The organism is Agromyces capsici (assembly GCF_058349965.1).
In genome coordinates this window covers 237,867-263,759 of record NZ_JBYRET010000002.1, presented here as the reverse complement: position 1 = coordinate 263,759, position 25,893 = coordinate 237,867, and the positions used below count along the sequence as shown (strand labels likewise).

The following is a 25,893-nucleotide window of genomic DNA, read 5'->3' as shown; positions in this document are numbered from 1 at the left end:
TCGGGGTGTGACGGCAAGCATGCGCGAGCGGATGGAACGCCATCCGCTTGTGTTCATACTGTTCGCGGCACGACCGGCCGCAGGCCGCCGCGACCGCCGTAGGGTGTGACCAGACGACGGCGTAGCGAGGTGGACATGGTGCGATGGGTGCGCGGATGGAGCATCGCCGCGAAGCTGTTCGCCCTGCAGCTGGCCGTGATCGTGGTGCTCGCCGTGATCGCCGTCGCGCTCATCTGGGCCGACGCGCGCGCCGACGTCGAACGCGATGCCGCGTCGAAGTCGATGGCGATCGCGCAGACCATCGCGAACGACCCGTTCGTGGTCGACGGTGTGCAGGCCGAGGACCCGACCGCGGTGCTCCAGCCGTACGCGGTCGACGTCATGCGCGAGGCCGAGGTCGACTTCATCACGATCATGGCGCCCGATCGCACGCGCTTCACCCATCCCGATCCGTCGCAGATCGGGCAGCAGTTCCTCGGCAACATCGACCGGGCGCTCGCGGGCGAGGCGTTCAGCGAGACGTACACGGGCACGCTCGGGCCGTCGGTGCGCTCGGTCGTGCCGATCGAGGACGGTACGGGCGAGGTGGTCGCACTCGTCGCGGCGGGCATCACGGTGTCGAACACGCAGGTCGCGCTGGGCGCGCGGATCGCGACGGTGGTCGCCGCCGCCGCCGTCATGATCGCGCTCGGCGCGCTGGGAGCCTGGCTGCTCAGCCGCTACCTGCGACGGGTCACCTGGGGTCGCGGCGCCGAGGAGATGAGCCGCATGTTCGCCTACTACGAGGGCGTGCTGCACTCCATCGGCGAGGGACTCGTGCTCCAGGACGACCGCAACCGCGTGGTGCTCGCCAACGACCGCGCGGCCGAGCTGCTCGGCCTGCCGAAACCCACAGGGCGGGATGCCGCGCCGTCGCCGCTCGACGGGCTCGGGCTCGCGCCATCCGTCGCCGAGGTGCTCGCGCGCACCGACGCCGTCGTCGACGAGATCGTGATCACCCCGACCCACGTGCTCGTCGTCGACCGCGACGTGATCGTCTCGCGGCTGCGGCCCGGCGACCCGCACGCGCGGCGCGTCGGCACGGTCACGACGCTGCGCGACCACACCCGGCTGCAGGAGCTCACCGGCGAGCTCGCGACGATGACCACGCTCTCCGACGCGCTCCGCTCGCAGGCGCACGAGTTCGCCAACCGGCTCCACACGATCATCGCGCTCATCGAGCTCGGCCGGCCCGAGGAGGCCGTCGAGCTGGCCTCGAGCGAGCTCGCGCTCAGTCAGGCGCTCGCCGACCGGCTGCTCTCGGCCGTCGAGGAGCCGGTGCTGCTCGCGCTCCTGCTCGGCAAGGCGGCGCAGGCCGGCGAGCGCGGCATCCGCTTCGACGTCGACCTGCCCGAACGGCTCGCAACGACCGGCATCGACCCGCGCGAGACCATCACGATCGTCGGCAACCTCATCGACAACGCGCTCGACGCGGCGTCCGCGACGCCCTCCCCCGCGGTCGAGGTGGCCATCGGCACGCGAGACGGATGCCTCGTGGTCGCCGTCGCCGACAGCGGCCCGGGGCCGCGCGCCGGCACGCGGGTGTTCGACCTCGGCGTGACCTCGAAGGCGGGCGAGGCGATGGACGGCGCGGCCGGCGCCGCGCAGGGGCACGGCATCGGGCTCGCGCTCGTGCGCCAGTCCGTCGCCCGCCTCGGCGGCGACATCCGCGTCGACGGATCGCGCTTCGAGGTCGTGCTGCCCGTCCCGACCGTCGCCCCGTCCCCCGGAGCGGCCGATGCCTGACGTCGCGATCCGCGTGCTCGTCGTGGAGGACGAGCCGGTCACCGCCGAGGCGCACGCCGCGTACGTCGGCCGCGTCGCCGGCTTCGAGGTGGCCGGGATCGCGCACACCGGCGCCGAGGCGGTGCGGCTCCTCCGCGACGCTCGGCGCCCCGACGGCTCGATCGCCGGGATCGACCTGATCCTCCTCGACGTCAACCTGCCCGACACGACCGGCATCGAGCTGTGCCGATCCCTCCGGGCCGCTGGGACCGAGATCGACGTCATCGCAGTGACCGCGGTGCGCGAGGCTTCCGTCGTCCGCTCGGCGGTCTCGCTCGGGATCGTGCAGTACCTCATCAAGCCCTTCGCGTTCGCCGCGTTCGCCGAGAAGCTCGGCGCGTACCGCGACTACCGGGCGCGCGTCGGCACCGCGGTCGTCACCGACCAGCAGGAGGTCGACGCATCGTTCGCGGCCCTCCGCACCGCATCGGGCGCCGACCTGCCCAAGGGACTCACCCGCGAGACGCTCGATCGCGTGCGCGCCGCCGTGCGCGCCGCACCCGAAGGCCGCGGCGTCTCAGCGGCCGAGCTGGCCGCCGGCCTGGACCTCTCGCGGGTCACCGCGCGGCGCTACCTCGAGCACCTCGCCGAGACGGGCGCGGTCGAGCGCGCGAACCGCTACGGGACCCCGGGCCGTCCCGAGGTCGAGTACCGCCGACGCTGACGGCGGGCCAGGATCAGGTCGGAACGACCACGCCGCCCAGCGATTCGTACCCGATCGTGCTCGGGCGCCACGCCGATCCGTCCCACGACTTGTGCAGCACCGTCGAGTCGACCCCGACGGCGAAGACGTCGAGCCGTCCCGGCGCCCCCGACAGGATCGAACCGGCCGGCTGTGGCGCGGGCGCGACGGGGACGAGCCATCCGGCGAGGGCCGCCGCGTTCATGCGGAGGATCTCCATCGCCAGGGTGTGGTCGAGATGCGCGAGCACGTCGTTCGCGGTGTGGATGTTCCCGTTCGCGCTGTCGGAGCCCTCGATCGTGAGGACGGCGGGGACTCCGGCGTCGATGAAGGGCACGTGGTCGCTCGCGAACGGCGAGAGCGAGGTCTCGACGCGCAGGCCGGTATACGTCGCCGCAGCCTCGGCCAGTGCGTCGATCAGCCCCCGTGAGACCACGGCGCCTTCGAGCAACACGGTCGGCACGGCGGCGTTCCGGCACGCGATCATGTCCATGTTCAGAACGGCGCGGATCCGCGCCCGCTCCGCGCCGGGCAGCGACGCCACATATCGCCGGCTGCCGATCAGGCCCTGTTCCTCCCCGCCGAAGAGGATCAGCCGCACGTCGTGCTCGAACGACCTGCCCGCGAGCACCCGGCCGAGCTCCAGCACACCCGCCGAGCCGCTCGCGTTGTCGTCGGCGCCCGGGGCCGGGGCTCCCGGCCCACCCGCCAGGTTGACCGAGTCCAGGTGCGCAGTCACGATCACGACTCCGCGTGCGGAAGTCGCTGCGCCGGAGCGCTCGCCGATGATGTTCTCGCTCCGACCTGCCCCCATCGGCACCGGCTCACGGGTCGTCGCGAACCCCAGCGCCGCCATCCTGGCCTCCGCCCGGTCGGCTGCGGTCCTGAATCCGGCGCTGATCGAGTGCCGGGTCGGCAGGCCCGCCATCCACGAGAGATGCTCGGCGTACGACGCCGGCGACAGCTCGCCGAGCATCTCCTCGATCGAAGGATCCGCACGCCCCGCTCGAAGCTCCGCGACGTCGACCACGACGCCGCCGACGGGCACGGGCTCGATCCGCCAGCAATCGTCGCGTGGCAGGTCCGACAGCCGAGCATCGGCCGGGATGACGAGATGGCGACCGTGATCGAGCACCGGCCTGACATCCGGGAAGGCATCCTGGAACGACCGACCGACTTGCGTCACGAGGAGCAGGTCGGACGCCCGACGCGACGCGCGCCCGAGGGTGCGGTCTGCGGAGGTCCACACGACCTCCGCGTCAGCGACCCGCACCCGGTTCGCGTCCGCGTGCACGCTCCGCCCCGCGGGCACGACGAGGTAGCGGACGTCGTCGCTCATGTGGGACCCTCCTCCGCGACCTCGAGGCGGTCGTCCTCGAGCGAGACGATGCGCAGCCGGCGAGAACCCAGCGCACCCACGAGCGCGAGCCGGTCGGACCCGACCAGATGCCAGCTTCCCGGCCGGGTCTCGGCGGTGTCGTCGCGTCCGACGGCGTGCTCGATCAGCGTCCCGTCGGGCAGGAACTCCACGCCACTGCGCCCGCGGGCCAAGGGCAGCGGGTATCCGACCGGACGATACACGGTCACTCCATCGTGGTCCTCCTCATGCGAGTGGATCCACGTCCGGTAGAGCCGCTCGGTCATGGTCGACTGAGCGGAGAGCCGTCGCCGACGAGCGCATCATCCCGGAGCACGAGGCCGGCCGGCGAGTCCGGTACCGCGTGCCGGAGGTCGCTGATCACGCCGCCCATGTACTCGTACCCGGTGACGGACGGACCCCAGGCCGCACCATCCCACCACTTGTGATAGAGCGCGCCGTCCGTGCCGGTGACGAAGACGTCGAGCCGGTTCGGACCCCAGGAGGTGACGCGCGGTCCGTCGGTGCAGGTGCCCCCCATGTACTCCCAGTCGGTGACCGACGGACCCCACGACGAGCCATCCCACCACTTGTGGTAGAGCGCGCTGTCGGTGCCGATCACGAACACGTCCAAGCGGTTCGGACCCCACGACACGACCGTCGGCGGGCTCGTGCAGATCCCGCCCATGTACTCCCAGTCGGTGACCGACGGACCCCACGACGAGCCATCCCACCACTTGTGGTACAGCGCACTGTCGGTGCCGATCACGAACACGTCCAAGCGGTTCGGACCCCACGCGACCGCGGTCGGCGGGCTCGTGCAGACGCCGCCCATGTACTCGTACCCGGTGATCGACGGCCCCCAGCCGGAGCTGTCGAACCACTTGTGGTAGAGCGCGCTGTCGGTGCCGATCACGAAGACGTCGAGACGGTTGGCGCCCCAGGCCACCACCTCCGGCCGCGTGAGACAGACCCCGCCCATGTACTCGTACCCGGTGATCGACGGTCCCCACGACGAGCCATCCCACCACTTGTGGTAGAGCGCGCGGTCGGTGCCCAGGACGAACGCGTCGAGCCGGTTCGGGCCCCACGTCGCCAAGCGCGGCTGGGTGAGGCAGGTCCCGCCCATGTACTCGTAGTCGGTGACCGAGGGACCCCACGAGGCGCCATCCCACCACTTGTGGTACATCGCCCGGTCGGTGCCGATGACGAAGGCGTCCAATCGGTTCGGCCCCCACGCGGCGACCTCTGGCGCGTTCATGCAGATCCCACCCATGTACTCGTAATCGGTGACGGACGGTCCCCAGCCGGACCCCCCGTCGAACCACTTGTGGTACATCGCGCGATCGGTCCCGATGGCGAACGCGTCGATGCGGTCCGCGCCCCACGACACGATGGGGCCCGCCGGCTCCGGATGGCGCATGCCGGTGAGGAACGAATCGCGCACTCCGTCCAGGGTCGCCTCCATGCGCGCCACCTGGCCATGCGTGAACATCACCATCGCCGGGTCGTCGGTGTAGTCCATGTAGTTCATGAACAGATCGCCGTTCGGCCCATTGCTGCAGCTGAGCTTCGGGAACGTCGGCGCGCCGTAGTTCGGGCCGCCCTGGTTGGGAGTGTCCGCGACCTCGTCGCTGCCGTTGCATCCACTGCCGTCGTCGCCCCAGATGTGGAACAGGTTGAGCCAATGCCCCACCTCGTGCGTCGCGGTACGACCCAGGTGGAACGGCGCGGTCGCCGTACCAGTCGTGCCGAACGCCGTGGTCTCGATGACCACGCCGTCGGTTGCCGCCGGTCCGCCCGGGAACTGCGCGTACCCGAGCAGCGGCCCCATGGAGTTGTGGACCTTGCAGACCCACATGTTCAGGTACCGGTCCGCGGGCCACGCGTCGGTGCCTCCGCTCGAGAAGAACTTCGCTGCGTTGGTCTCCTGGGCGAAGGACGCCACGTTCGTCGATCGGCGCGTGATGCCGTTCGTCGGATCACCGTTCGGGTCGGTCGTCGCGAGGACGAACTCGATCCGGGCATCCGCGACCAGCGGCTGGAAGACCCCGGGCACGATCGAGACATCCGGGTTCGACGCACGGAAGTCACGGTTCAGCACGTCGATCTGGCTCTGCACCTGCGCGTCGCCGACGTTCAGGGCCGCGTTGTCGTAGAGCACGTGCACCACGACGGGAATGCGCACGATGCCCGGGAACCTCGCCTGGAGCGACTCCTCGTCGCTGGGGAACTGCCGGGCGTGGTTCTCGATCATCGCCCTCGCATCCACGTACTCCTGCGACGTCGAGAGCAGCCGGCGATGCTCCTCCATCGTGCCGCACCATGCGCGATGCAGTTCGGGGGCCTCGGCGTCCGACGCCCCGAACCCCGTCCCGTCACCGCCGGATCCGGCGGTGTCGCCCGCCATGCGGCTCATGCCGCTGGACGAGCCCAAGTCGGGCCGCATCGACGAAGCTCGCCCGCCCATCGCATCGCCGGCGCCCGGGGCGGACATCGCGGAGCCCTTCATCACTCCGTTCGACATGCGGCCTGCGCCTCCCGGCATCGCGCCGCCCGGCATCGCCCCCGCTGCGGACGCGCTCATCCCCGTGCCGGCCCCAGCCGGATCCGGATCTCCGGCCTTGCCGGACGTCCCGTTGCTCTTTCGTGGCATGGTCGTCACCCCCCTGTGACAGGCGCGCGACGAAGGTTCGGCATCGCCGCGCCCTCAGGCAGCCTCCCCCAAGGCTGCACCCACACACGATCCTCCTGAACCGGCGCGGCCACAAGTCCCAATTCTGTTCACGTGCCCGGCCTCGCCCCGAGGTCGAGGACCGCCGCCGCCGAGCCATCCGCTCGGTAGACTGCACGGACACCACGCCGCCAGCGACCGGCTCCGCCGTGTCCGTCGACAGGAGCACCTGCCGTGATCCACACCGCACTCATCCCCTGGCTCGACCCCGAGACGATCATCCAGTCCGCCGGGCCGTGGGCGCTGCTGGTGGTGTGCTTCATCGTGTTCGCCGAGACCGGCCTGCTCGTCGGGTTCCTGCTGCCGGGCGACACGCTGCTCGTCATCTCGGGCCTGCTGTCGAACCCCGAGCTCGTGCCGCCGAACGGCGTGTTCGGCGTCTCCGTGTGGATCGTCGCCCTGCTCATCGGCCTGTCGGCGTTCGTCGGCGGCGAGGTCGGGTACGAGATCGGCCATCGCGGCGGGCCGAAGGTGTTCGAACGCAAGGAGAGCGGGCTGTTCAGCGTGAAGAACGTCGAACGCACGAATGCGTTCTTCGAGCGCTTCGGCGGGCTCACGATCATCCTCGCCCGGTTCGTGCCGATCGTGCGCACCTTCGCGCCGGTCGCCGCGGGCGTCGGCCACATGAACCGCGGCCGCTACTCGCTCTACAACTTCATCGGCGCGGTCGTCTGGGGCTTCGGCCTGACGATGTTCGGCTACGCCGTCAGCTTCATCCCGCCGGTCGCCTACCTCGTTCGCGAGTACATCGACATCATCCTGCTCATCGCCGTCGGCGGTACCGCCCTGATCACGGCCTGGCACTACTTCAGCGAGCGCCGCAAGGCGAAGAAGGCCGAGGAGGCCGGCGAGGACGTGGTGACCGACGAGGAGGAGGCCGAGGAGCTCGTGCTCGACCCCGACGTGTTCGACCGCCCGCCGCACCTCGACGGCGACCGCGGGCACGACGGCCACGGCCACGGCCGCCACGGCGACGAGCACCCGCCGCGCGAGCACTGAGCGCGGGGCCGCTGAGCGGGGGCGCGGGGCCGCTGAGCGGGGGCGCGGGGCGCCGAGCGCTTCAGCTCGTGAACCAGCCCGCGGGGCCGACCTCGCCGCCCATGCGCGGCACGTACTGGTCGAAGTAGACGCGTGAGATGAGCTCGCGCCGGCTCCGGACGCCGGCCTTGTCGAAGACCGCCTTGAGGTGGTCCTGCACGGTGTAGGCCGAGACGTGGAGCGTCGAGGCGATCTCCTTCGTCTCGACGCCCTGCAGCACGAGCCGCGTCACGTCGCGTTCGCGCGGCGTGAGGCCGAACGCGGCCACGACGAGCGCGACGATCTCGGGCGGGCGCGCCTCCTCGATGGTGACGACGACGTCGCCGGCCGCGCCGTCGGCCCCTGACAGCGGCGACGCGTGGAGCAGGAGCCACACGCCCGACGCGGTCCGCACCCGCGCGCGCGGCAACGGGGCGTCGGGTGTGACGAGCATGCGGCGGGCCGCCGCGACGAGCGCGGTCACGAGGCCGAGCGGGTCGCCGCCGTGCGGGTCGTCCATGAGCTGCGCGAGCCGCTCCTCGGCGCCGACGCTGATCTGGGTGATGTGGTCGCCGTCGCCGACGATGACGACCGCGGGCCCCATGGCGTCCGCGTCGGGCAGCACGTCGTGCGCGAGCCGCGTGAGGATGCCCGCGCGGGCGCCGCGCGCGAACGACTCCGACATCCGGCCGAGGAGCTCGACCTCGTCGTCGCGGAATGCCGGGTCGTCGCTGCCGCGGAAGAGCGCCATGCCGCCCCAGACGCCCGAGCCGTCGCGGAACACCATGCGCGCCTCGTCGTAGAACCCGTAGACGGGGCGCATGAGGCGGTTGGTGCGGTCGGAGCGATCGACCTCGTCGGGCATCGTGGCCCGCATCCCGATGGCACGGCGGTCGGATGCGGCGATCGAGCGGAACGAGGTCGCCTCGTCACCGCCGTACTCGAGGATGCCGAACAGCCGGTCGTGCTCGTTGTTCGCCGTGAGGGCGCCGTACTTGCGGGCGCTCGTGAGCATGAGGGTCGCCGGGTCGTGCGTGGCGACGCACGCGCCGACCCAGGGCACCGCCCGACGAACCGACTCGGCCGCCTCGCTCAGGAAGTCGTCGAGGTCGAGGCCCGCCCGCGAGAGCACGTCGAGGTCGCCCCGCACGCGGGCCGCGATCAGTGAGCTGCTCACGTGCACCAGTATGCGCTCGGGCACCCCACCCGCGACATCCCAGATGTGTGGGATCCGGCATTCCCCGGCCGCTCGGGATACCGGAGGCCAGCCGCCGCACCGGAGCATTCCATCGTGACCATCACCATCGACGCCGCACCCCTCGACGAGGACGGCGAACTCGTCCACGCCGAGGATGCGATCGCGCAGCTCTGCCTGGCGCTCGTGCGCCTCGAGGCCGGGCTCGCCGACCGCGGGTTGGGCATGGCGGCCGTCGATCGGCTGAGGGTCCTCACGATCGAGCCCACCGACCCGGAACTGGTGGACCTCGTCCTGGAGCGATGCCGGGCCGACGGGGCCACCCCGCCGATCACCGGCCTCCAGGTCGCCCGGCTCGAGGTCGCCGGCATGCTCGTCGGCATCTCCGCCGACGTGACCGATCCACCTCCACCCCGACCAGAAGGACTGACCGAGATGCATCCGTCGCTCACCGACACACCGACCCCTCGCCGGGCCGCCGCCGTCCACTTCCCCGGCGAGCCGGGCTACGACACGGCGCGCACGCCGTGGAACCTCGCGGTCGACCAGCGGCCCGCCGCCGTCGCCGTGCCGCGCACGATCGCGGAGGTCGTCGACGTCGTCACGGCCGCCGTCGCGCGCGGTCTCCGCGTCGCCCCGCAGAGCACCGGCCACGGTGCGGCGGCGCTCGGCGCGCAGCCGCTCGACGACGTGATGCTGCTGCGCCTCGACGAGCTCACCGGCGTCGAGGTCGATCCCGAGGCCCGCGTCGCGCGCGTGCTCGGCGGCACCCTCTGGCAGGACGTCGTCGCCGCGGCGACGCCGTACGGCCTCACCGCGCTGCACGGCAGCGCCGGCGACGTCGCGGTGGCCGGGTACGTGCTCGGCGGCGGGCTGTCGTTCTACGGTCGCGAGCACGGGCTCGCCTCGTCGCACCTGCGCGCGGTCGAGCTCGTGACGGCCGACGGCACCCTGATCCGCGCGAGCGCCGACGAGCACGCCGACCTGTTCTGGGCCGTCAAGGGCGGCGGCGGCAACTTCGGCGCCGTGGTCGCGATGGAGATCGACCTGCTGCCGATCGCCGATGTGGTCGCGGGCATGCTGCTCTGGGACCTCTCCCGCGCCGAGGAGGTCACGCACGCCTGGGCGGCGTGGACGGCCGGGCTGCCCGAGTCGGTCACGACGTCGCTCCGCTTCATGCGCTTCCCGCCGCTGCCCGAGTTGCCGCCGTTCCTCAGCGGCCGCAGCCTCGTCGTGATCGACGGCGCCGTCCTCGAGGACGACGCGAGCGCGGCCGAGCTGCTCGCGCCGCTCCGCGCGCTCGCGCCCGAGGTCGACACGTTCGCGCGCATCCCAGCGGCCGACCTGCTCGCCGTGCACATGGACCCGCCCGCGCCCGTGCCGTCGGTCAGCGACCACACCATCCTCGGCGAGCTTCCCGCCGCCGGCATCGACGCGTTCCTCGCCGTGGCCGGCCCCGGCGTCGAGACGCCGCTCATGTTCGCCGAGCTGCGCCACCTCGGCGGTGCGCTGGCCCGGCCGCAGGATGCCTCGCTCGACCGCCTCGACGGCGCCTACGCCCTGTACGCCATCGCCATCGCGCCCACGCCCGAGGTCGCGGCGATCGGCACCGCCGCGACGTGCGAGGTCGTCGCGGCCATGCGCCCCTGGACGACCTCGCGCCCCTACCTCAACTTCGTCGATCGCTCGGTCGACGCCGCGACCGGCTTCGACCCCGCCGCGTGGATCCGGCTCGGCGAGATCCGCCGCTCGGTCGACCCCGCCGGCGTCTGGGTCGCCGCCCACCCCGTCGGTGCCCGCTGACGCGGCGCCGCCATCACCCACCGCGCACCATCCCCATGAAGGAGCCCCGCATGCAGATCCGTCGCACCCTCACCGCCGCCGCCGTCGCGGCCGTCGCCGCAGTCGGCACCGCCGGCATCGCACTCCCCGCCCAGGCCCGCCCCGCCGCCCCGGCGGTGCCCGACCACGCCGCGCAGGCCGCGCTCGTGGCCGAGCTCCGCGCCGCCACCGCACGATTCCACGACGTGGACGTCGCGATCGCCGAGGGCTACCTGCCCGGCGATGAGTGCGCGGCGTCGCCCGACGGCGCCATGGGCCACCACTTCGTCAACCCCGCGCTCGTCGCGCCCGGCGCGCCCATCGACCCGGCCCACCCGCCGGTGCTCATGTACGGTCCGTCGGCCTCGGGCGAGCTCGAGCTGTGGGGCGCCGAGTTCTTCGAGCCGAACATCGGCCAGCCGACCCCGGTCTTCGGCACGCAGTCGTTCGACGGCCCCATGCCGGGCCACGAGCCCGGCATGCCCGAGCACTACGACCTGCACGTGTGGACGGGCAAGCACAACCCCGCCGGGCTGTACGCGCCGTTCAACCCGAGCCTCTCCTGCTGACCGACCCCCCGCGCCTGCGCCACTTCGCGCCCGTCCGCGCCGCTTCCCGCGGCGCAGAGGCGGCCGAAGTGGCGCAGGCGCGGGCGGGCGCGCATTCAGGCGTGCGTCGCGTGCTCGTGCCGGCCGCGGCCCGACGGCTCGAGCTGGAACGTCGAGTGTCCGACGTCGAAGTGCTCGCTGAGGCATCCGCCCAGCTCGTCGAGCAGTTCGCCGACGCGTCCCTCGGCGAACACCGCAGGCTCGACCTCCACGTGCGCGCTGAACACGTGCGCGCCGGTCGTGATCGCCCACACGTGCACGTCGTGCACGGCGACCACGCCCGGCGTCCCGAGGATGTGGTCGCGGATCTCCGCGACATCCGTCTCGGCCGGCGTCGACTGGCTGAGCACCCGCATCACGTCGCGAAGCAGCATCAGCGCGCGCGGCACGATGAGCGCCGCGATGGCGAGCGAGGCGATGGGGTCGGCGGCGTCCCATCCGGTCGTGAGGATCACCGCGGCCGCGACGATCACGAGCACCGATCCGACCGCGTCGCCGAGCACCTCGAGGTAGGCGCCCCGCAGGTTGATCGACTCCTTCGCGCCGCCGCGCAGCACCAGCAGCGCGACGACGTTCGCGACGAGGCCCGCGACGGCGACCACGAGCATGGGGCCGCCCGCGACCTCGTGCGCCTCGCCCTGGGCGCCGGAGACCAGACGGCCGATCGCGCCCGCCGTCACCGCGACCGCGACGACCACCAGGATCACGCCGTTCGCGAGCGCGCCGAACACCTCGAACCGGCGGAACCCGTACGTCTGCCGGTCGGTCGCGGGGCGCGCCGCGACGAGCGCGGCGCCGAGCGCGATCACCAGCCCGAGCAGGTCGCTCGTCATGTGGCCCGCGTCGGCCAGCAGCGCGAGCGAGCCGCTCAGGAGTCCGCCGACGACCTGCACGACGAGGAACGCGCCGATGATCGCGATGGCGATCACGAGCCGGGTGCGGTTCGCCGCCTGCGCGTCGTGGGAGTGGTCGTGCGAATGGGCCATGGCCCTTCCAGCGTAGGCCGGATGGCGCGGCCCCGCCGTTGATGGGAACGAGACCCGTTCTCAGCCGCCGCCGGGCACCACGACGCCCGTCTCGTAGCCGAGCATGACGGCGTGGACGCGGTCGCGCACGCCGAGCTTCAGGAGGATGTGCCCGACGTGCGTCTTGACGGTGGACTCGGAGAGGTAGAACGCCGCGGAGATCTCGGCGTTGCTGAGGCCGCGCGCGATGGCCGTGAACACCTCGAGCTCCCGATCGGTGAGGGAGGCGAGCCGGGGATCGGGGACGCCGCCGCGGAGTGGCGCCGCGGGCGTCGGCGGCACGGCTCCGGCGCCCGGAAGCTGCGCGCCGAAGAGCTCGAGCAACCGCCGCGTGATGCGGGGCTCGACGATCGCGTCGCCCGCCGCGACGGTGCGGATCGCGCGCACCAGGTCGGCGGGTCGGGCATCCTTCAGGAGGAACCCGCTCGCGCCCGCACGCAGGCCGGCGAACGCGTACTCGTCGAGGTCGAACGTGGTGAGGATCAGCACGCGCACCCCGGGATGGCGCTGCGCGATCCGCTCCGTCGCCGCGATGCCGTCCATCCTCGGCATACGCACGTCCATCACGACGACATCCGGGGCGAGCGTCGCGGCGAGCTCCACCGCCTCGACGCCGTCATCGGCCTCGCCGACGACGTCGATGCCGGGCTCGTTCTCGAGGACCATCCGGAATCCGACGCGGATGAGCGGCTGGTCGTCGACGAGCAGGACGCGGATGTCGGCCGGGGGCGGTTCAGGCATCGGCGACCTCCCCTCCCGTCGGCAGCACCGCGCGCACGCGCCATCCGCCCGACGGGGTCGGCCCCGCCTCGACGGACCCGCCGAACACCGCGGCACGCTCGGACATGCCGATGAGCCCGCGACCCGCGCCGACGGACGCGGGAGCGTGCCGCCCGTCGTCGGTGACCGTGACGACGGTCGCCTCGGCGTCGTCGTCGACGAGGACGTCGACGCGCTCGGCATCCGCGGCGTAGCGGAGCGCGTTGGTCAGCGCCTCCTGCACGATCCGGTGCACCGCCAGATCGCGCTGCGGGTCGGGGACGGGCGCGCCCCGTACCGTGAACCGGACCGGCAGCCCCGCCTCCCGGAAGCGCGCGACGAGCTCGCCGAGTTCCTCGCGCCCGGGCGCCGGCTGGAGCGCGGCGGGCTCACCGGAGGACTCGCCGAGCACCGACAGCACCTGCCGCATGTCGCGAAGCGCGTCGCGGCCCGTTTCGGCGAGCCGCTCGAGCGCGCGTCGTGCGGCGTCCGGGTCGCGCTCGACCGACGCCGACGCGCCGTCGGCGAGCGTGATCATGACAGAGAGGCTGTGGGCGACGATGTCGTGCATCTCGCGCGCGATCCGGCTGCGTTCCGCGAGCGTCGCGATGCGCGCCCGGCTGTCCCGCTCCCTCGCGAGCTGCTCGGCGCGGTCGGTCAGCACGCGGACGCGCTCCGCGCGCTGCCACGTGTTCGTGCCGAGCAGGACGCCCACCGTGTCGGCCATGGCGATCGTCAGCAGCACGACGGGGATGTCGAACGCGCCGGGTGCCCCGAGCCGTGCCTCGAGCACCGGGAGCCACAGGAACAGGCTCGCGACGGTCACGACGAACGCGGCGGCCGCGGCGATCCAGCCGATGACGGGCGTCCGGAACGCGGCGACCGCGTAGAGCGCGATGGGCACCGCGAGCACGAGGTTCGACTCCGCCGAGAAACCGAGCACCGTCGTGAGGATCGTCACCACGACGAGCACCGTGATCGGCGCACGGCGGCGGAACAGGAGCGCGATCGCGGTGCCCGCGATGCTCACCACCTGCCACGGGGTAACCTCCGAGTCCTCGGTGACGACATCGGACGCGAGGGTTGCGACCACGATCGTGGTGAACACGAGCGATACCGCGACATCCACCAGCCAGGGGCGCGTCGCGAACAGGCGGCGGAGCGGACCGGCGGCGGGCGCGGAGCCGCCATCGGCCGGGCTGACCGCCCGGCCGATGGTGCGTGCCCGCTCGGCCATCACACGTCTCGTCTCGCGAACCGCGCTCCGCCCAGGGCCACCGAGCCGACCGTCCACGCGAGGAGGACGAGTCCGCCCGTGAGGATCGTCTGCCACCCGGCCTGGGCCGCGGATTGGAACAGCATCATACCGGCGGTGCTCGGCAGCCATCCGGCCAGCTCCGCGCCGATGCCGGGCACGAGCGGCAGGATCGCCGGGGCGACCATGAGCAGCCCGAGCACCGCGCCCATCGCGGCCGCCGTGCTGCGGAACAGCGAGCCCAGCGCGGTCGAGAGCACCGCGACGAGCGCGAGGAACACCGCGCCGCCCGCCAGCACCTGCACCACGTCGGGGTCGGCGAGCGACGAGCCGAGTCCGAGCGGTGCGAGTTGCGACTGCACGAGCAGGAACGAGGCGACGGCCCCGACGAGCCCGACGGCGGCGCCGATCGCGGCCGAGACGAGCAGCTTCGCCGCGAAGACGGGGGTCCGGCGCGGCACGACCGCGAGGGTCGCCGCGAGCAGCCCGGTCCCCCGTTCCGGTCCCACGACCAGCACGCCGAGGATCGCGACGAGGGCGTAGGCGAACATGAACGCGAACCCGATGACGCCGAGGCTGGGCACGGGCCCGTAGTTGTCGGCGAGCACGGCCGCCGGGTCGGGCACCTCGGATGCGGGCGCAAGGGTGACGACGAACAGGATGCCGCCGGCGAACAGCAGCACGGTCGCGATGGCGGCGCCGACGGTCCAGTAGGTCGAGCGGACGGTGGCGGCCTTGATCCACTCGGCGCGGATCACGCGACGGAACGTGAGGCGCGGTGCGACGGCGCCGGGACCGGGCTCGGTGCAGACGCCCTCGAAGTCGGAGGCGGATGCGGTTGCGGTAGATGTAGCGGTAGCGGACATTGGGATCTCCCTGGATGTGGTCGTGCGGCTCAGGCCGCGGGGGTGACGGCCGCGTACTCGAGCGCGGATTCCGTGAGCGAGAGGTAGGCCTCCTCGAGCGAGGCCGTGCGGGTGGTGAGCTCGTGGAGCAGCACGTCGTGGTCGCGCGCGATCGCGGCGATCGTCGCCGCATCCGCGCCCGTGACCTCGAGCCGGCCCGCCGCCACGGTGGTGACGGCGACGCCCGGTGCGGCGAGGGCCGCCGCGAGCCGGTCGGCGTCGGGCGTGGTGACGTCGACGTGCGTGGCCCCGACGCCGGCGAGGACCTCGGTCATCGGGGCGTCGGCGATCAGGCGCCCGCGGCCGATCACGATGAGGTGGTCGGCGGTCTGGGCCATCTCGCTCATGAGGTGCGAGGAGAGGAACACGGTCCGTCCCTCGGCGGCGAGGCTCCGCAGGAAGCGGCGGACCCAGACGATGCCGTCGGGGTCGAGCCCGTTGATCGGCTCGTCGAGCATGAGCGTCTGCGGGTCGCCGAGCAGCGCCGCGGCCAGACCGAGACGCTGGTGCATGCCCATCGAGAACGTGCCGACGCGTCGCCCGGCGACCGCGTCGATTCCGGTGAGCTCGAGCACCTCGTCGACCCTCGCGCGGCCCAGGCCGTGCGTGGCGGCGAGCGCGAGCAGGTGGGCGCGCGCGGTTCGCCCGGGATGGGCGAGGCCCGGCCCGAGCAGCGTGCCGAGCTCGGTGATCGGCGCGGCGTGCTGCGCGATGGTCCGGCCGTTCACGCGGGTCGAACCTGAGGTGGGGCGCACGAGGCCGGCGATGGCGCGCATGGTCGTCGACTTGCCCGCACCGTTCGGTCCGAGGAACCCGGTGATGACACCGGGATGCACGGTGAACGAGAGGTCATCGACGGCGACGGTTGCGCCGAAGCGCTTGGTGAGGTGGGTTGCTTCGATCATGCGTCGAAGGTATGCAGCGCTCTCGGCGCCGGCATCGGCCCGTGGTGCCGACCTCGGCCGCCCTGCTCGTACCGTGGTACGAGTACTTCGGCGCGAGTTCAGGTCGCGGCGCGCTCCTCCGCGACCCGCTCGAGCTCGGGCAGCAGGGCACGGAACGCGCGCGCCCGGTGGCTGTGCGCGTTCTTCACCTCGGGCGCGAGCTCGGCCGCCGACACCTCGAAGTCGTCGGGCAGGAAGATCGGGTCGTAGCCGAAGCCGTTCACGCCCGCCCGCTCGGTCGCGATACGGCCCGGCCAGGTGCCGACGGCGGCGAACTCGTAGGGCGTGCCGCCCGCGGCATTCGGTACCACCAGCGCGATCGTGCAGTGGAAGTGGGCGGTGCGGTGCGGGTCGCCGATGTCGGCGAGCTGCGCGAGAAGCAGCTCGAGGTTGGCCTCCGCGCCGCGGCCCGGTCCGGCCCAGCGGGCCGAGAAGATGCCCGGCGAGCCGCCCATGACGTCGACCGCGATCCCCGAGTCGTCGGCGAGCGCGATGCGACCGGTGTGGGATGCCGCGGCGCGGGCCTTGATGAACGCGTTCTCGTCGAACGAGGTGCCGTCCTCGACCGGCTCCGGCCCGTCGTAGGGCAGCACCGTGATCCCGGGCACGTGCTCGCCGAGGATGTGCTGGAACTCGGCGACCTTGTGCGCGTTGTGCGTGGCGAGGACGACCTCGAGGCCGGTCTGCGACATCCGCTCGCCCCGCTCAGCCGGCGCGGCCGGGAAGGGGCGCCTCGAGCGCGGCTCGCTGGATCGCGGCCAGGTCGGTCGTGCCCGCGAGCGCGAGGTCGAGCAGGTCGTCGAGCTCGCGGCGGTCGAACGGCGCGCCCTCGGCGGTGCCCTGCACCTCGACGAAGAGTCCGCGGCCGGTGGCGACCACGTTCATGTCGGTCTCGGCGCGCACGTCCTCGACGTAGGCGAGGTCGAGCATGGGCGTGCCGTCGATGATGCCGACCGACACGGCCGACACGGTGTCGATGAGCGGCGTCGCCTTCTGTCCGATGAACTTCTTCGTGCGCGCCCACTCGATGGCATCGGCGAGCGCGACGTACGCGCCGGTGATCGCGGCGGTGCGCGTGCCGCCGTCGGCCTGGAGCACGTCGCAGTCGATCTGGATGGTGTTCTCGCCGAGCGACTTCATGTCGACCACGGCGCGGAGGCTTCGGCCGATGAGCCGGCTGATCTCGTGCGTGCGACCGCCGATGCGGCCCTTGACCGACTCGCGGTCGTTGCGCGTGTTCGTCGAGCGCGGCAGCATCGCGTACTCGGCGGTGATCCAGCCCGTGCCCTTGCCGGTCATCCAGCGCGGCACGCCGTTGGTGAAGCTCGCGGTGCAGAGCACCTTGGTCTGGCCGAATGAGATGAGCGCGCTGCCCTCGGCGTGGGCGCTCCAGCCGCGCTCGACGACGACGTCGCGCAGGGAGTCGGGCGTGCGGCCGTCGGCGCGCACGAGGTCGGGGGTGGGGTGCTCGGTCACAGAGGTCTCCTGTCGGTGCGGGCGGTCCGCGAGGCGGTGGGAAGCGTGAGGGCGCCCGTCTGCACGAGCTCGACGCTCGAGATGTCGGGGCCGATGAGTCGGTGCGCGAGGTCGAGGAACGCGGCGGACGAGTCGCCGGTCGCCTCGAAGCGGTGCACGGGCGGGAGCGGACTGCGGCGCTCGAGCCCTTGGGAAACGAGCACGCGGTAGACGTCGTTCGCGGTCTCGACATCGCTCGACACGAGCGAGACGCCCTCCCCCATGACGTACGAGATCGCGCCCTTCAGGAACGGGTAGTGCGTGCAGCCGAGCACGAGCGTGTCGACCTGCGCGGTGCGCAGCGGCGCGAGGTACTCCTCGGCCACTGCGAGCACCTCGGGCCCGGTCGTGACGCCGGCCTCGACGAACTCGACGAAGCGCGGGCACGCGGCCGAGACGAGCTCGAGGTGCGGCGCGGCGGCGAACGCGTCGTCGTACGCGCGCGACTGGATGGTGCCGGCCGTGCCGATCACACCGACGCGACCGGTGCGCGTGGTGGCGACGGCGCGCCGCACGGCGGGCTGGATGACCTCGACGACGGGCACGTCGTAGCGCTCGCGCGCGTCGCGCAGCATCGCCGAACTCGCGGTGTTGCACGCGATCACGAGCATCTTCACGCCCTGGGCGACGAGGTCGTCGAGCACGGCGAGGGCGTAGCGGCGCACGTCCGCGATCGGCTTCGGCCCGTAGGGCGAGTGCTCGAGGTCGCCGACGTAGACGATCTCCTCGTTCGGGAGCTGGTCGCGCACCGCCCTGGCAACGGTGAGTCCCCCGACGCCGGAGTCGAAGATCCCGATGGGTGCGTCCGTCACGGTCACCCAGCCTAGATCAGGGCGGCGGGGCGGAGGGCTCGGCGAGCGCCGCGCGGATGGCCCGCGCGATCCGGCCGGTCGCGGGGTGCCGGTGGTTGCGGTGCCACGCCAGGCGCACCTCCATCGGCGGCGCGTCGACGATGGGCACGAACACGACCCCGGGTCGCGGAAGATGGTGCGCGGTCGCCTCGGAGGTGACGCCGATCGCGTCGCCCGCGGCGATGAGGTCGAGCCACTCCTCGACGTCGCCGGTCATGACCAGCCGCGGCGCCTCGACGCCGATCGCCTCCCAGAGCTCGGGCGTCGTGGTGCCCGAGCGCCGGTCGACGCCGACCTCGTAGGGGGTGAGGTCGGCCAGGCGCACGGCGTCGTGATCGGCGAGCGGATGGTCGACCGGCAGGGCCGCGACGCGACGCTCGGTGCCCACCAGCTCGGCCTCGAGTTCGGGTCGGTCGATCGGATGCCGCAGCACCGCGACGTCGACGTGTCCGTCGAGCAGTCCGACGTCGCGGGTGTTGAGCCGGACGAGCCGGAGCGGATCGGCGGGGTGCGCCCGGTTCCACGCCCGGAGCAGCGGCGTGGTGTGCGCGCCGAGCGCCGCCCACGCATAGCCGAGGCGGATGGCGCTGCGCTCGCCCCGCAGTGTGGCGACCGCGCGGTCGAGCTCGCCGAGCATGCGCCGGGCGGTGCCCGCGAGGGACGAACCCTGCTCGGTGGGCTCGACCCGGCGGGTGGTGCGGTGCATGAGCGACGCCCCGACCTCGTGCTCGAGGGCGGCGAGCGCGCGGGAGACGGCGGCCTGCGACATCCCGAGCCGGCCGGCCGCGGCGGTGAACGAGCGTTCCTCGTCGACGGCGACGAGCACCCTGAGGTGGCGCAGCTCGATATCCATGTGCTGAGCGTATCAATAGACGCGCATTACATTTCTCTTCGCAACGATCCGTGCCTAGCGTGGAGTCATGACCACCGCACGCCGCGATCGAGCCGACGCCGCCGCCGTCGTGGGCGGCGCCGCCTCCGTGCAGGTCGGTGCGGCCCTCGGCGCCACGATCTTCCCGCTGGTCGGGCCGGCGGGCGTCGTCGCGCTGCGGCAGGCGTTCGCGGCCGTCGCGCTGCTCGCGGTGTCGCGGCCCCGGCTGCGCCGGCTCACCTGGGCGGCCGTGCGGCCGGCGATCGCGCTCGGCGCGGTGCTCGTCGTCATGAACGTCTCGGTCTACGGGGCGATCGAGCGCATCGGCCTCGGGCCGGCGGTCACGCTCGAGTTCCTCGGCCCGCTCGCCCTCGCACTGCTCGCCTCACGACGGCGTCTCGACCTCGTCTGCGCCGCCCTGGCCACGACGGGCGTGGCGCTGCTGACCGGAAGCGTGCCGGGCATCGACGTCCTGGGCGTGGGGCTCGCGCTCACGGCCGCGGCGGCGTGGGCCGCCTACATCCTGCTCAGCCAGCGAGCCGGACGCACGCTGCCCGGTGTGCAGGGCACCGCGATCGCGACCCTCGTGGCCGCCGTGTTCACGTCGCCGATCCTCGTGCTCGCGCTGCTCTCCCTCGAGGCGCACGAGGTCCTCCTCGTGCTCGCGGTCGGGGCCGCGGCCGCCCTGCTCTCGTCGGCACTGCCGTACTCGATCGACCTCATGGTGCTGCGACGGATGCCGCGGCAGCGATTCGGCGTCCTGCAGAGCGTGCACCCGGCCGCCGCGGCCCTCGCGGGATTCGTCGTGCTCGGCCAGGCGCTCGCGCCGTGGCAGGTCGCGGGACTCGCCCTCATCACCGTCGCGAACGCGCTCGCCATCGGGATCGCGCCCCGCCGGGCCCGCGCGAGCGCTGCGGCGTCGCCGGGCGCGGCGACGCCTGCTCCGCGGCATCCGGAACCCGCCGCATTAGGCTGAGCGGCGTGACCGGCTCCGCAGCGCTCTTCACCGACCGATACGAACTCACCATGGTGGATGCCGCCCTGCAGGACGGGACCGGCCACCGCGAGAGCCTGTTCGAGGCGTTCGCCCGCCGGCTGCCGAACGGCCGCCGCTACGGCGTCGTCGCCGGCACGGGCCGGCTGCTCGAGCTCATCGAGCGGTTCCGGTTCGAGGACGCCGAACTCGAGTTCCTGCGCGAGCAGCACGTGGTGCAGGACGCCACCCTCGACTGGCTCGCCGACTACCGGTTCCGCGGCGAGATCTGGGGCTACCGCGAGGGCGAGGCGTACTTCCCCGGCTCGCCGCTGCTCACCATCCAGGGCTCCTTCGCCGAGGCCGTGATGCTCGAGACGGTCGTGCTGTCGGTGCTCAACTACGACTCCTCGGTCGCGAGCGCGGCCGCGCGCATGGTCTCGGTCGCGCTCGGCAGGCCCATCGCCGAGATGGGTTCGCGGCGCACCAACGAGGCCTCGGCGATCGCCGCGGCCCGCGCCGCGTACATCGCCGGCTTCGACGCGACGAGCAACCTCGAGGCCGGGCGCACGTGGGGCATCCCCACGATGGGCACGGCGGCGCACGCCTTCACGCTCCTGCACGACTCCGAGGAGGCCGCCTTCCGCTCGCAGGTCGAGGCGATGGGGACGGGCACCACGCTCCTGGTCGACACCTACGACATCCGCGCCGGCGTCGAGACCGCCATCCGTGTCGCCGGAACCGGGCTCGGGGCGGTGCGCGTCGACTCGGGCGACCTGCCGACCGTCGTCGCCGACGTGCGCGCGCAGCTCGACGAGCTCGGCGCGGTGAACACGCGTATCACGGTGACGAGCGACCTCGACGAGTACACGATCGCCGCCCTGTCGGGCTCACCGGCCGACGCCTACGGGGTGGGCACGTCGGTCGTGACCGGTTCGGGGTTCCCCGCCGCCGGCATGGTCTACAAGCTCGTCGCCCGTCGCGGCGACGACGGCGAGTGGGTCGACGTCGCCAAGTCGTCGGCGAAGAAGGCGAGCGTCGGCGGGCGCAAGAACGCCGCGCGCCGTCTCGACTCCACCCGGACGGCCCGCGAGGAGCTCGTCTTCATCGGCGACGGCCCCGAGGGGAAGGCCGAGTTCGAGGCCGGAGACGAACTGCGCCCCCTGATGGTGCACCTCATGCACCAGGGCCGAGCCGATGCCGCCTTCACCGGGCACGCCGGCGTCGACGCCGCACGCCGCCACCGCGCCGAGGTCATGCAGGAACTGCCCGTCGAGGCGTTCCGGCTGGGCCGGGGCGAGCCGGTGATCCCGACGAACTACCGCTGAGCCGAGCCGAGGTGGGCTCAGCCCTTCTTCATGCGCTCGTAGATCTCCTTGCAGGTGGGGCACACCGGGAACTTCTCGGGGTCGCGACCCGGGGTCCACTTCTTGCCGCACAGCGCCTTCACCGGCTTGCCGGTGATCGCCGACTCGAGGATCTGCTCCTTCTTGACGTAGTGGGAGAACCGCTCGTGGTCCCCCGGCTCGATGTTCTCCTCTTCGAGGAGCTTCTCGAGTTCGCGGTCGAGCACGGAGGTGCCGCCGCCGGGCGCATCGGGGTCGGCAATGCTCGCCTGCACGGGTCGGATCATGCGGTCGAGTCTACGCCGAGCTCAGGCGCGCACGGCGGCCGCGAGGATCTCAGGACCGCGCCGCTCGAACACGCGACCGCCGGCCCACACGCCGAGCGCGAGCACGAGCACGCCGAGGCCGGCACCGGCCGCGAGCGACGCCGCGTGCCACGCCGGGTCGTCGAAGATGCCGAGCCACGCGAAATAGATCGCGGGCGCCGCGACGAGCAGCGAGCCGAACATCGTGAACGACTGCACCAGCGCCGTGACCGCCCCCGTCGACTGCGGCGCCTGGAACGGGCTGTCGCCCGGCTTGACCACGGGGTACGGCATCGCCGCCGAGGTGATCGAGCCGAGGCCGAGGCCCGCGAGCAGCAGCGCCGTGCTCACGCCGAGCAGCGACGGCAGCAGCCGCCAGTCGTCGAGGACGAACACCGTCACCGCGCTGCCGAGCCCGATCACGAGGATCCCGGAGATCAGCACGGGTACGAGTCGGCCGACGCGGTCGGCGGCGCCCCGCACGCCCGACGCGACGTGCAGCCACACGGCCGTGCTGTCGTACGCGGTGTCGTTGTGCAGGCTCCAGCCGAGCAGGAGGCACATGAGCGGCACGGGGATCAGGCCGAGGTACATGCCGGGCACGCCGGCGATGCCGAGCGGCACGACGACGAGGAACGGCGTGATCGGCACCATCAGCAGCGCCACCCAGTACCGCGCGTCGCGGAACCAGTAGGTGATGCTGCGGGCCGCGATCGCTCCGGTCGCTCCGTGCGGCATGCGGCCGAACCATCCGTGCCCGTGGTAACTGCGGGCGGATGCCTCGCGGCCAGGTGTCACGAGCATGCGGGCGACCAGCACCTCCCACGCCTTCCAGGCGACCCAGACCGTCGCGACGGCGATCACGAGCTTCAGGATGGCGGCGCCCCACGCCCCGGCCGCGGCATCGCCGGGCACGGCGAACGCGGCGCCGAACGGCGTCCACGACAGCACGCCGGCGATCGCGCCGATCGCCTGGCGGCCGGACGACGCCCAGTCCACGGTCGAGAGCGAGACGATCACCGGGGCCGCCATCACGACGAGCAGCACCCCGATCACGCCGGCGACCTCACGGCTGCGCCGGGTCTCCAGCAGCATGCCGGCCAGGCCCGCGGCGAGGCGAGCGGCGAGCAGGCAGGTGGCGAACGCGAGCGGCGCCGCGACGACGGCGAGCAACGTCTCGCCCACGCCCCGCGACCAGGTCACCACGGTCCCGCTCAGCGCGATCGCGAGCGCGAGCGCGGGGACGCCGATGGCCGCGGCGAGCGCGAGCCCGAGCGCGAGGGTGCGGTCGGGCATCCCGAACAGGGCGAATCTCCGCGGGTCCATCGTGTCGTCGATGCCGAACACGAGCGGCACGAGCAGGAACGCGACCACGGTCGCCGACCCCGCGAGGACGATGACGTCGCGCACCAGTCCGAGGTCGTCGATGCCGCGAGCGCCCGTGAGCGCCGCGAACGCGAACACGGCGGCGCCGAGTCCGTAGATCAGGCCCACCACGATCCCCACGACCTGCCACGTGCTGCGCCGGAAGATGTTCCCGAGCAGCCGCAGCTTCAGTCGGAGAAGCTGTGCAACCATTCCATGCCTTCCGCTGCCTTGCGTCCGCCGGCGAGCTCGACGAAGCGGTCCTCGAGCGTCTGGCCCCGGCGCACCTCGTCGAGCGTGCCCGCGGCGAGCACGCGACCGCCGACGATGATCGCGGCCGAGTCGCACACGCGCTCGATCAGGTCCATGCCGTGGCTGGAGAGCAGCACGGTGCCGCCGCCGGCGACGTAGCGCTCGAGGATGTCGGTGAGGTTCGCCGCCGAGACCGGGTCGACCGACTCGAACGGCTCGTCGAGGACGAGCACGCGCGGCGAGTGGATCATCGCGCACGCGAGGGCGACCTTCTTCGTCATGCCGGCGGAGTAGTCGGCGACGAGGCGGTCCAGTGCGTCCTCCAGCCCGAACGCAGCGGCCAGGTCGGCGCTGCGCTCGAGCACGGTGCGATGGTCGAGCCCGCGGAGCGAGCCCGAGTAGTAGAGCAGCTCGGCGCCCGTGAGCCGGTCGAACAGCCGCAGGCGGTCGGGCAGCACGCCGGTGATCCGCTTGGCGGCGCGCGGCTGCTTCCACACGTCGATGCCGTTCACGTGCACGGATCCCGTGTCGGGGCGGAGCAGCCCGGTGATCATCGAGAGCGTCGTGGTCTTGCCGGCGCCGTTGGGCCCGACGATGCCGTAGAACGACCCGGCCCGGACCTCTAGGGAGATGGCGTCGACCGCCGTGGTGTCGCCGAAGCGCTTGACCAGGGCCTCGACGGTGAGCACGCGCGGGGCGTCGGCGGGCGGCGCCCCCCGCGCCACGCGCAGCGTGCGCTTCTTGCGCGGCGTCAGCTTCGGCGATCCGACCGGGATGACGGCGACGCCGCGCTCGGCGCCCACGGCGCGATCGCTCACGGCGACCGAGGTCTCGCCCTCCGCGCCCGAAGCCTGGTCGACGGCGGGCTCGGACTCGGGCTCGACGGCGGCGACCGGGGCGACAGTGGGCTTGGTCTCGGGCTCGACGGCGGCGTCGGGGGCGACGGCGGACTCAGCGGCAGCGGCAACGGCGCCCGCGGCGGCGACCGCCGTGGCCTCGGCAGCCGGAGCCGGCTCGGCCGGCTCGGCCGGCTCGGGGGCCGGTGGCACGTCGTCGACCGCCGGGGTCATCTCGAGGGTCTCGGCCTCAGGCACCTCGTCGAGGACGGGAGCCTCGTCGACCGCAGGCTCCGCCTCGGCGACGGGAGCGGGTTCGACGAACGGCGCCTCGTCGGCGACCGCGGCCGGCTCGACCGCGGTGGCCGGCACGACCAGCGGCGGCGGAGTCGACCCACCGGCCGTGCCTTGGCTCGACTCCGTGACATCCGACTTGCGCGGGCTGCGCTCGGCGGCCGTGGTGTCGGTCGTCATGGCGGCGGCGACGCGCTGGCGCGTCGGCGAGGCCTTCTGGCGGGCATCGGTCGTGCGAGCGCGGGCCTTGGCCGCGGAGGACGACGGCGTCCGGGCCGCCTTCGCCGCCTCGCCACGGGCCGCGGCCGCGTTCGAGGACGCCGCCCGTGAGGCTGCGCTGCGCTTCGACGCCGGACGCGGCTCGACGGCCTCGGGCGCGGACTCCGGTGCCTTCGCCTCAGCCGCCGGCTTCGCCGCTGCGCGGGTGGTGCGCGGCGCCTTGGGCGTGCTCGCCTTCGCCGCGCTCGACCGCGAGGAGCCGGCCTTCGCCGTCTCGGTCGCGGCCGCACCGGCCTTGGACGCGGTCGTCCGCGAAGCGGACGCACGGGATGAGGTCGTCGGCGCCGTGGGCGCCTTCTCGGCGGGCGACGTCTCGACGGTCGCGTTGGCGGCCGCCGTCTTCGCCGCGGGCGTCTTCTCGGCAGGTGCCTTCTTCGCGGCGGGCCTCCTCACCGCAGGCTTCTTCACGGCGGGCGTCGTCTCAGCGGACTGCGCCGCCGCTCCCGACTCACTCGCCGACGTCCCGGAGGCGGTGCGCGACGAACGCGACCGCGGGGACCGCGGGGTGGACGCACTCCGGGTTCCGGGCGCGACGACATCCCCCCGATCGGCGGACACCCCCGTGCCGGTGCCTCCGGGAGTCTCGTCGTCAGGACCTGATCGCGAAACGGAAGTCACCCCGACAACCTACCAACCAGCACGCGCCGCACGCTGGAGAACACCTCCATCCGCGCGCCGCCCGGCCCGGTTGCGGCAGCGCACGGCTGGGCGGAAACTGGGCATCGCATCACGATCGGGCTACGGCTTCCCGCTCGACTCGGCATCCACTCGCGGCCTCCGGTATCCTGAGACCCGGCATAACGGCGTGTCCAGAAGTGAACTTGCGGATGAACTCCCGGCGAACTCGGTGTGAAACGAGGCCGTCGCGACATCCGATCGA

Annotated in this window: 24 protein-coding genes; 8 read left to right on the top strand and 16 right to left on the bottom strand. The window is 72.9% G+C overall.

Going from position 1 to position 25,893, the window contains the following annotated elements; genetic code table 11:
- The first annotated feature begins 135 nt into the window (after positions 1 to 135).
- Together AC3RKB_RS15085 and AC3RKB_RS15080 are read left to right on the top strand one after the other, a co-directional pair.
- Positions 136 to 1,785 (top strand): ATP-binding protein, encoded by a 1,650-nt coding sequence (locus tag AC3RKB_RS15085; protein ID WP_491437075.1) that lies wholly within the window; start codon positions 136 to 138, stop codon positions 1,783 to 1,785.
- Complete coding sequence (locus tag AC3RKB_RS15080) at positions 1,778 to 2,488, top strand: response regulator (protein WP_491437074.1); 711 nt, start codon at positions 1,778 to 1,780, stop codon at positions 2,486 to 2,488. The genes AC3RKB_RS15085 and AC3RKB_RS15080 overlap by 8 nt, the downstream gene beginning before the upstream one ends.
- A gap of 13 nt (positions 2,489 to 2,501) precedes the next feature.
- Here AC3RKB_RS15080 and AC3RKB_RS15075 read toward each other — a convergent pair whose 3' ends face one another.
- Genes AC3RKB_RS15075 through AC3RKB_RS15065 form a run of 3 tightly spaced genes read right to left on the bottom strand, consistent with a single transcriptional unit; the run spans position 2,502 to position 6,390 of the window.
- The gene (locus tag AC3RKB_RS15075) at positions 2,502 to 3,845 is read right to left on the bottom strand and encodes a M28 family metallopeptidase (protein WP_491437073.1); all 1,344 of its coding nucleotides are present in this window, start codon (positions 3,843 to 3,845) and stop codon (positions 2,502 to 2,504) included.
- Positions 3,842 to 4,150: a hypothetical protein gene (locus tag AC3RKB_RS15070; protein ID WP_491437072.1), complete on the bottom strand. Its 309-nt coding sequence runs from the start codon at positions 4,148 to 4,150 to the stop codon at positions 3,842 to 3,844. The genes AC3RKB_RS15075 and AC3RKB_RS15070 overlap by 4 nt, the downstream gene beginning before the upstream one ends.
- Positions 4,147 to 6,390 (bottom strand): DUF8189 domain-containing protein, encoded by a 2,244-nt coding sequence (locus AC3RKB_RS15065; RefSeq protein WP_491437071.1) that lies wholly within the window; start codon positions 6,388 to 6,390, stop codon positions 4,147 to 4,149. Before AC3RKB_RS15065 ends, AC3RKB_RS15070 begins: the two co-directional genes overlap by 4 nt.
- 381 nt (positions 6,391 to 6,771) lie before the next feature.
- On the opposite strand from AC3RKB_RS15065, the gene AC3RKB_RS15060 reads away from it, so the two are divergent.
- Positions 6,772 to 7,596, top strand: a complete 825-nt coding sequence (locus AC3RKB_RS15060; protein WP_491437070.1) for a DedA family protein — start codon at positions 6,772 to 6,774, stop codon at positions 7,594 to 7,596.
- Between the two features lie 61 nt (positions 7,597 to 7,657).
- Here AC3RKB_RS15060 and AC3RKB_RS15055 read toward each other — a convergent pair whose 3' ends face one another.
- Complete coding sequence (locus AC3RKB_RS15055) at positions 7,658 to 8,791, bottom strand: helix-turn-helix transcriptional regulator (RefSeq protein WP_491437069.1); 1,134 nt, start codon at positions 8,789 to 8,791, stop codon at positions 7,658 to 7,660.
- Between the two features lie 114 nt (positions 8,792 to 8,905).
- On the opposite strand from AC3RKB_RS15055, the gene AC3RKB_RS15050 reads away from it, so the two are divergent.
- Both AC3RKB_RS15050 and AC3RKB_RS15045 read left to right on the top strand, forming a co-directional pair.
- Positions 8,906 to 10,612, top strand: a complete 1,707-nt coding sequence (locus tag AC3RKB_RS15050; protein ID WP_491437068.1) for an FAD-binding oxidoreductase — start codon at positions 8,906 to 8,908, stop codon at positions 10,610 to 10,612.
- A 50-nt stretch (positions 10,613 to 10,662) separates the two neighbouring features.
- A complete protein-coding gene (locus AC3RKB_RS15045; RefSeq protein ID WP_491437067.1) occupies positions 10,663 to 11,199 on the top strand; it encodes a hypothetical protein in 537 nt (178 codons plus the stop codon).
- 95 nt (positions 11,200 to 11,294) lie between these two features.
- Here AC3RKB_RS15045 and AC3RKB_RS15040 read toward each other — a convergent pair whose 3' ends face one another.
- From AC3RKB_RS15040 to AC3RKB_RS15000, 9 genes are all read right to left on the bottom strand, one after another.
- Positions 11,295 to 12,224 (bottom strand): cation diffusion facilitator family transporter, encoded by a 930-nt coding sequence (locus AC3RKB_RS15040; protein ID WP_491437066.1) that lies wholly within the window; start codon positions 12,222 to 12,224, stop codon positions 11,295 to 11,297.
- 60 nt (positions 12,225 to 12,284) lie between these two features.
- On the bottom strand, positions 12,285 to 13,004 hold the full coding sequence (locus AC3RKB_RS15035) for a response regulator transcription factor (protein ID WP_491437065.1): 720 nt from the start codon (positions 13,002 to 13,004) through the stop codon (positions 12,285 to 12,287).
- Positions 12,997 to 14,259: a sensor histidine kinase gene (locus tag AC3RKB_RS15030; RefSeq protein ID WP_491437064.1), complete on the bottom strand. Its 1,263-nt coding sequence runs from the start codon at positions 14,257 to 14,259 to the stop codon at positions 12,997 to 12,999. The genes AC3RKB_RS15035 and AC3RKB_RS15030 overlap by 8 nt, the downstream gene beginning before the upstream one ends.
- Positions 14,259 to 15,143 (bottom strand): hypothetical protein, encoded by an 885-nt coding sequence (locus AC3RKB_RS15025; protein WP_491437063.1) that lies wholly within the window; start codon positions 15,141 to 15,143, stop codon positions 14,259 to 14,261. The genes AC3RKB_RS15030 and AC3RKB_RS15025 overlap by 1 nt, the downstream gene beginning before the upstream one ends.
- A 29-nt stretch (positions 15,144 to 15,172) precedes the next feature.
- Positions 15,173 to 16,087, bottom strand: coding sequence for an ABC transporter ATP-binding protein (locus tag AC3RKB_RS15020; protein WP_491437062.1), 915 nt, complete (start codon positions 16,085 to 16,087; stop codon positions 15,173 to 15,175).
- A gap of 98 nt (positions 16,088 to 16,185) precedes the next feature.
- Complete coding sequence (gene rdgB, locus AC3RKB_RS15015; protein WP_491437061.1) at positions 16,186 to 16,818, bottom strand: RdgB/HAM1 family non-canonical purine NTP pyrophosphatase; 633 nt, start codon at positions 16,816 to 16,818, stop codon at positions 16,186 to 16,188.
- 13 nt (positions 16,819 to 16,831) lie between these two features.
- Positions 16,832 to 17,602, bottom strand: coding sequence for a ribonuclease PH (gene rph / locus AC3RKB_RS15010; RefSeq protein WP_491437060.1), 771 nt, complete (start codon positions 17,600 to 17,602; stop codon positions 16,832 to 16,834).
- On the bottom strand, positions 17,599 to 18,453 hold the full coding sequence (gene murI, locus AC3RKB_RS15005) for a glutamate racemase (protein ID WP_491437059.1): 855 nt from the start codon (positions 18,451 to 18,453) through the stop codon (positions 17,599 to 17,601). The genes rph and murI overlap by 4 nt, the downstream gene beginning before the upstream one ends.
- A gap of 16 nt (positions 18,454 to 18,469) precedes the next feature.
- Positions 18,470 to 19,345, bottom strand: a complete 876-nt coding sequence (locus AC3RKB_RS15000) for a LysR family transcriptional regulator (RefSeq protein ID WP_491437058.1) — start codon at positions 19,343 to 19,345, stop codon at positions 18,470 to 18,472.
- Positions 19,346 to 19,412: 67 nt separating this feature from the next.
- Here AC3RKB_RS15000 and AC3RKB_RS14995 point away from each other — a divergent pair, with 67 nt between their 5' ends.
- Together AC3RKB_RS14995 and AC3RKB_RS14990 are read left to right on the top strand one after the other, a co-directional pair.
- Positions 19,413 to 20,339 (top strand): EamA family transporter, encoded by a 927-nt coding sequence (locus AC3RKB_RS14995; protein ID WP_491437057.1) that lies wholly within the window; start codon positions 19,413 to 19,415, stop codon positions 20,337 to 20,339.
- A gap of 5 nt (positions 20,340 to 20,344) precedes the next feature.
- Positions 20,345 to 21,664 (top strand): nicotinate phosphoribosyltransferase, encoded by a 1,320-nt coding sequence (locus AC3RKB_RS14990; protein WP_491437056.1) that lies wholly within the window; start codon positions 20,345 to 20,347, stop codon positions 21,662 to 21,664.
- A 17-nt stretch (positions 21,665 to 21,681) separates the two neighbouring features.
- Here the strand turns inward: AC3RKB_RS14990 and AC3RKB_RS14985 are convergent, their stop codons facing one another.
- Genes AC3RKB_RS14985 through AC3RKB_RS14975 form a run of 3 tightly spaced genes read right to left on the bottom strand, consistent with a single transcriptional unit; the run spans position 21,682 to position 24,914 of the window.
- Complete coding sequence (locus AC3RKB_RS14985) at positions 21,682 to 21,969, bottom strand: DUF3039 domain-containing protein (protein WP_491437055.1); 288 nt, start codon at positions 21,967 to 21,969, stop codon at positions 21,682 to 21,684.
- Between the two features lie 21 nt (positions 21,970 to 21,990).
- The gene (locus AC3RKB_RS14980) at positions 21,991 to 23,565 is read right to left on the bottom strand and encodes a hypothetical protein (protein ID WP_491437054.1); all 1,575 of its coding nucleotides are present in this window, start codon (positions 23,563 to 23,565) and stop codon (positions 21,991 to 21,993) included.
- Positions 23,541 to 24,914, bottom strand: coding sequence for an ABC transporter ATP-binding protein (locus AC3RKB_RS14975; protein ID WP_491437053.1), 1,374 nt, complete (start codon positions 24,912 to 24,914; stop codon positions 23,541 to 23,543). Before AC3RKB_RS14975 ends, AC3RKB_RS14980 begins: the two co-directional genes overlap by 25 nt.
- Here AC3RKB_RS14975 and AC3RKB_RS14970 point away from each other — a divergent pair.
- Positions 24,901 to 25,866, top strand: a complete 966-nt coding sequence (locus AC3RKB_RS14970; RefSeq protein WP_491437052.1) for a hypothetical protein — start codon at positions 24,901 to 24,903, stop codon at positions 25,864 to 25,866. The genes AC3RKB_RS14975 and AC3RKB_RS14970 overlap by 14 nt on opposite strands.
- Positions 25,867 to 25,893: the final 27 nt, after the last annotated feature.

Excerpts from the sequence above, each read along its gene's own strand:
- AC3RKB_RS15075 (WP_491437073.1), bottom strand. The coding sequence starts at position 3,845 with ATGAGCGACGACGTCCGCTACCTCGTCGTGCCCGCGGGGCGGAGCGTG.
- AC3RKB_RS14995 (WP_491437057.1), top strand. The coding sequence starts at position 19,413 with ATGACCACCGCACGCCGCGATCGAGCCGACGCCGCCGCCGTCGTGGGC.
- AC3RKB_RS14985 (WP_491437055.1), bottom strand. The coding sequence starts at position 21,969 with ATGATCCGACCCGTGCAGGCGAGCATTGCCGACCCCGATGCGCCCGGC.
- AC3RKB_RS14975 (WP_491437053.1), bottom strand. The coding sequence starts at position 24,914 with ATGACGACCGACACCACGGCCGCCGAGCGCAGCCCGCGCAAGTCGGAT.
- AC3RKB_RS15000 (WP_491437058.1), bottom strand. The coding sequence starts at position 19,345 with ATGGATATCGAGCTGCGCCACCTCAGGGTGCTCGTCGCCGTCGACGAG.
- AC3RKB_RS15020 (WP_491437062.1), bottom strand. The coding sequence starts at position 16,087 with ATGATCGAAGCAACCCACCTCACCAAGCGCTTCGGCGCAACCGTCGCC.
- AC3RKB_RS15045 (WP_491437067.1), top strand. The coding sequence starts at position 10,663 with ATGCAGATCCGTCGCACCCTCACCGCCGCCGCCGTCGCGGCCGTCGCC.
- rdgB (WP_491437061.1), bottom strand. The coding sequence starts at position 16,818 with ATGTCGCAGACCGGCCTCGAGGTCGTCCTCGCCACGCACAACGCGCAC.
- AC3RKB_RS15030 (WP_491437064.1), bottom strand. The coding sequence starts at position 14,259 with ATGGCCGAGCGGGCACGCACCATCGGCCGGGCGGTCAGCCCGGCCGAT.
- AC3RKB_RS15065 (WP_491437071.1), bottom strand. The coding sequence starts at position 6,390 with ATGTCGAACGGAGTGATGAAGGGCTCCGCGATGTCCGCCCCGGGCGCC.
- AC3RKB_RS15025 (WP_491437063.1), bottom strand. The coding sequence starts at position 15,143 with ATGTCCGCTACCGCTACATCTACCGCAACCGCATCCGCCTCCGACTTC.
- AC3RKB_RS15085 (WP_491437075.1), top strand. The coding sequence starts at position 136 with ATGGTGCGATGGGTGCGCGGATGGAGCATCGCCGCGAAGCTGTTCGCC.
- AC3RKB_RS15070 (WP_491437072.1), bottom strand. The coding sequence starts at position 4,150 with ATGACCGAGCGGCTCTACCGGACGTGGATCCACTCGCATGAGGAGGAC.
- AC3RKB_RS15035 (WP_491437065.1), bottom strand. The coding sequence starts at position 13,004 with ATGCCTGAACCGCCCCCGGCCGACATCCGCGTCCTGCTCGTCGACGAC.
- AC3RKB_RS14980 (WP_491437054.1), bottom strand. The coding sequence starts at position 23,565 with ATGGTTGCACAGCTTCTCCGACTGAAGCTGCGGCTGCTCGGGAACATC.
- AC3RKB_RS15040 (WP_491437066.1), bottom strand. The coding sequence starts at position 12,224 with ATGGCCCATTCGCACGACCACTCCCACGACGCGCAGGCGGCGAACCGC.
- AC3RKB_RS15080 (WP_491437074.1), top strand. The coding sequence starts at position 1,778 with ATGCCTGACGTCGCGATCCGCGTGCTCGTCGTGGAGGACGAGCCGGTC.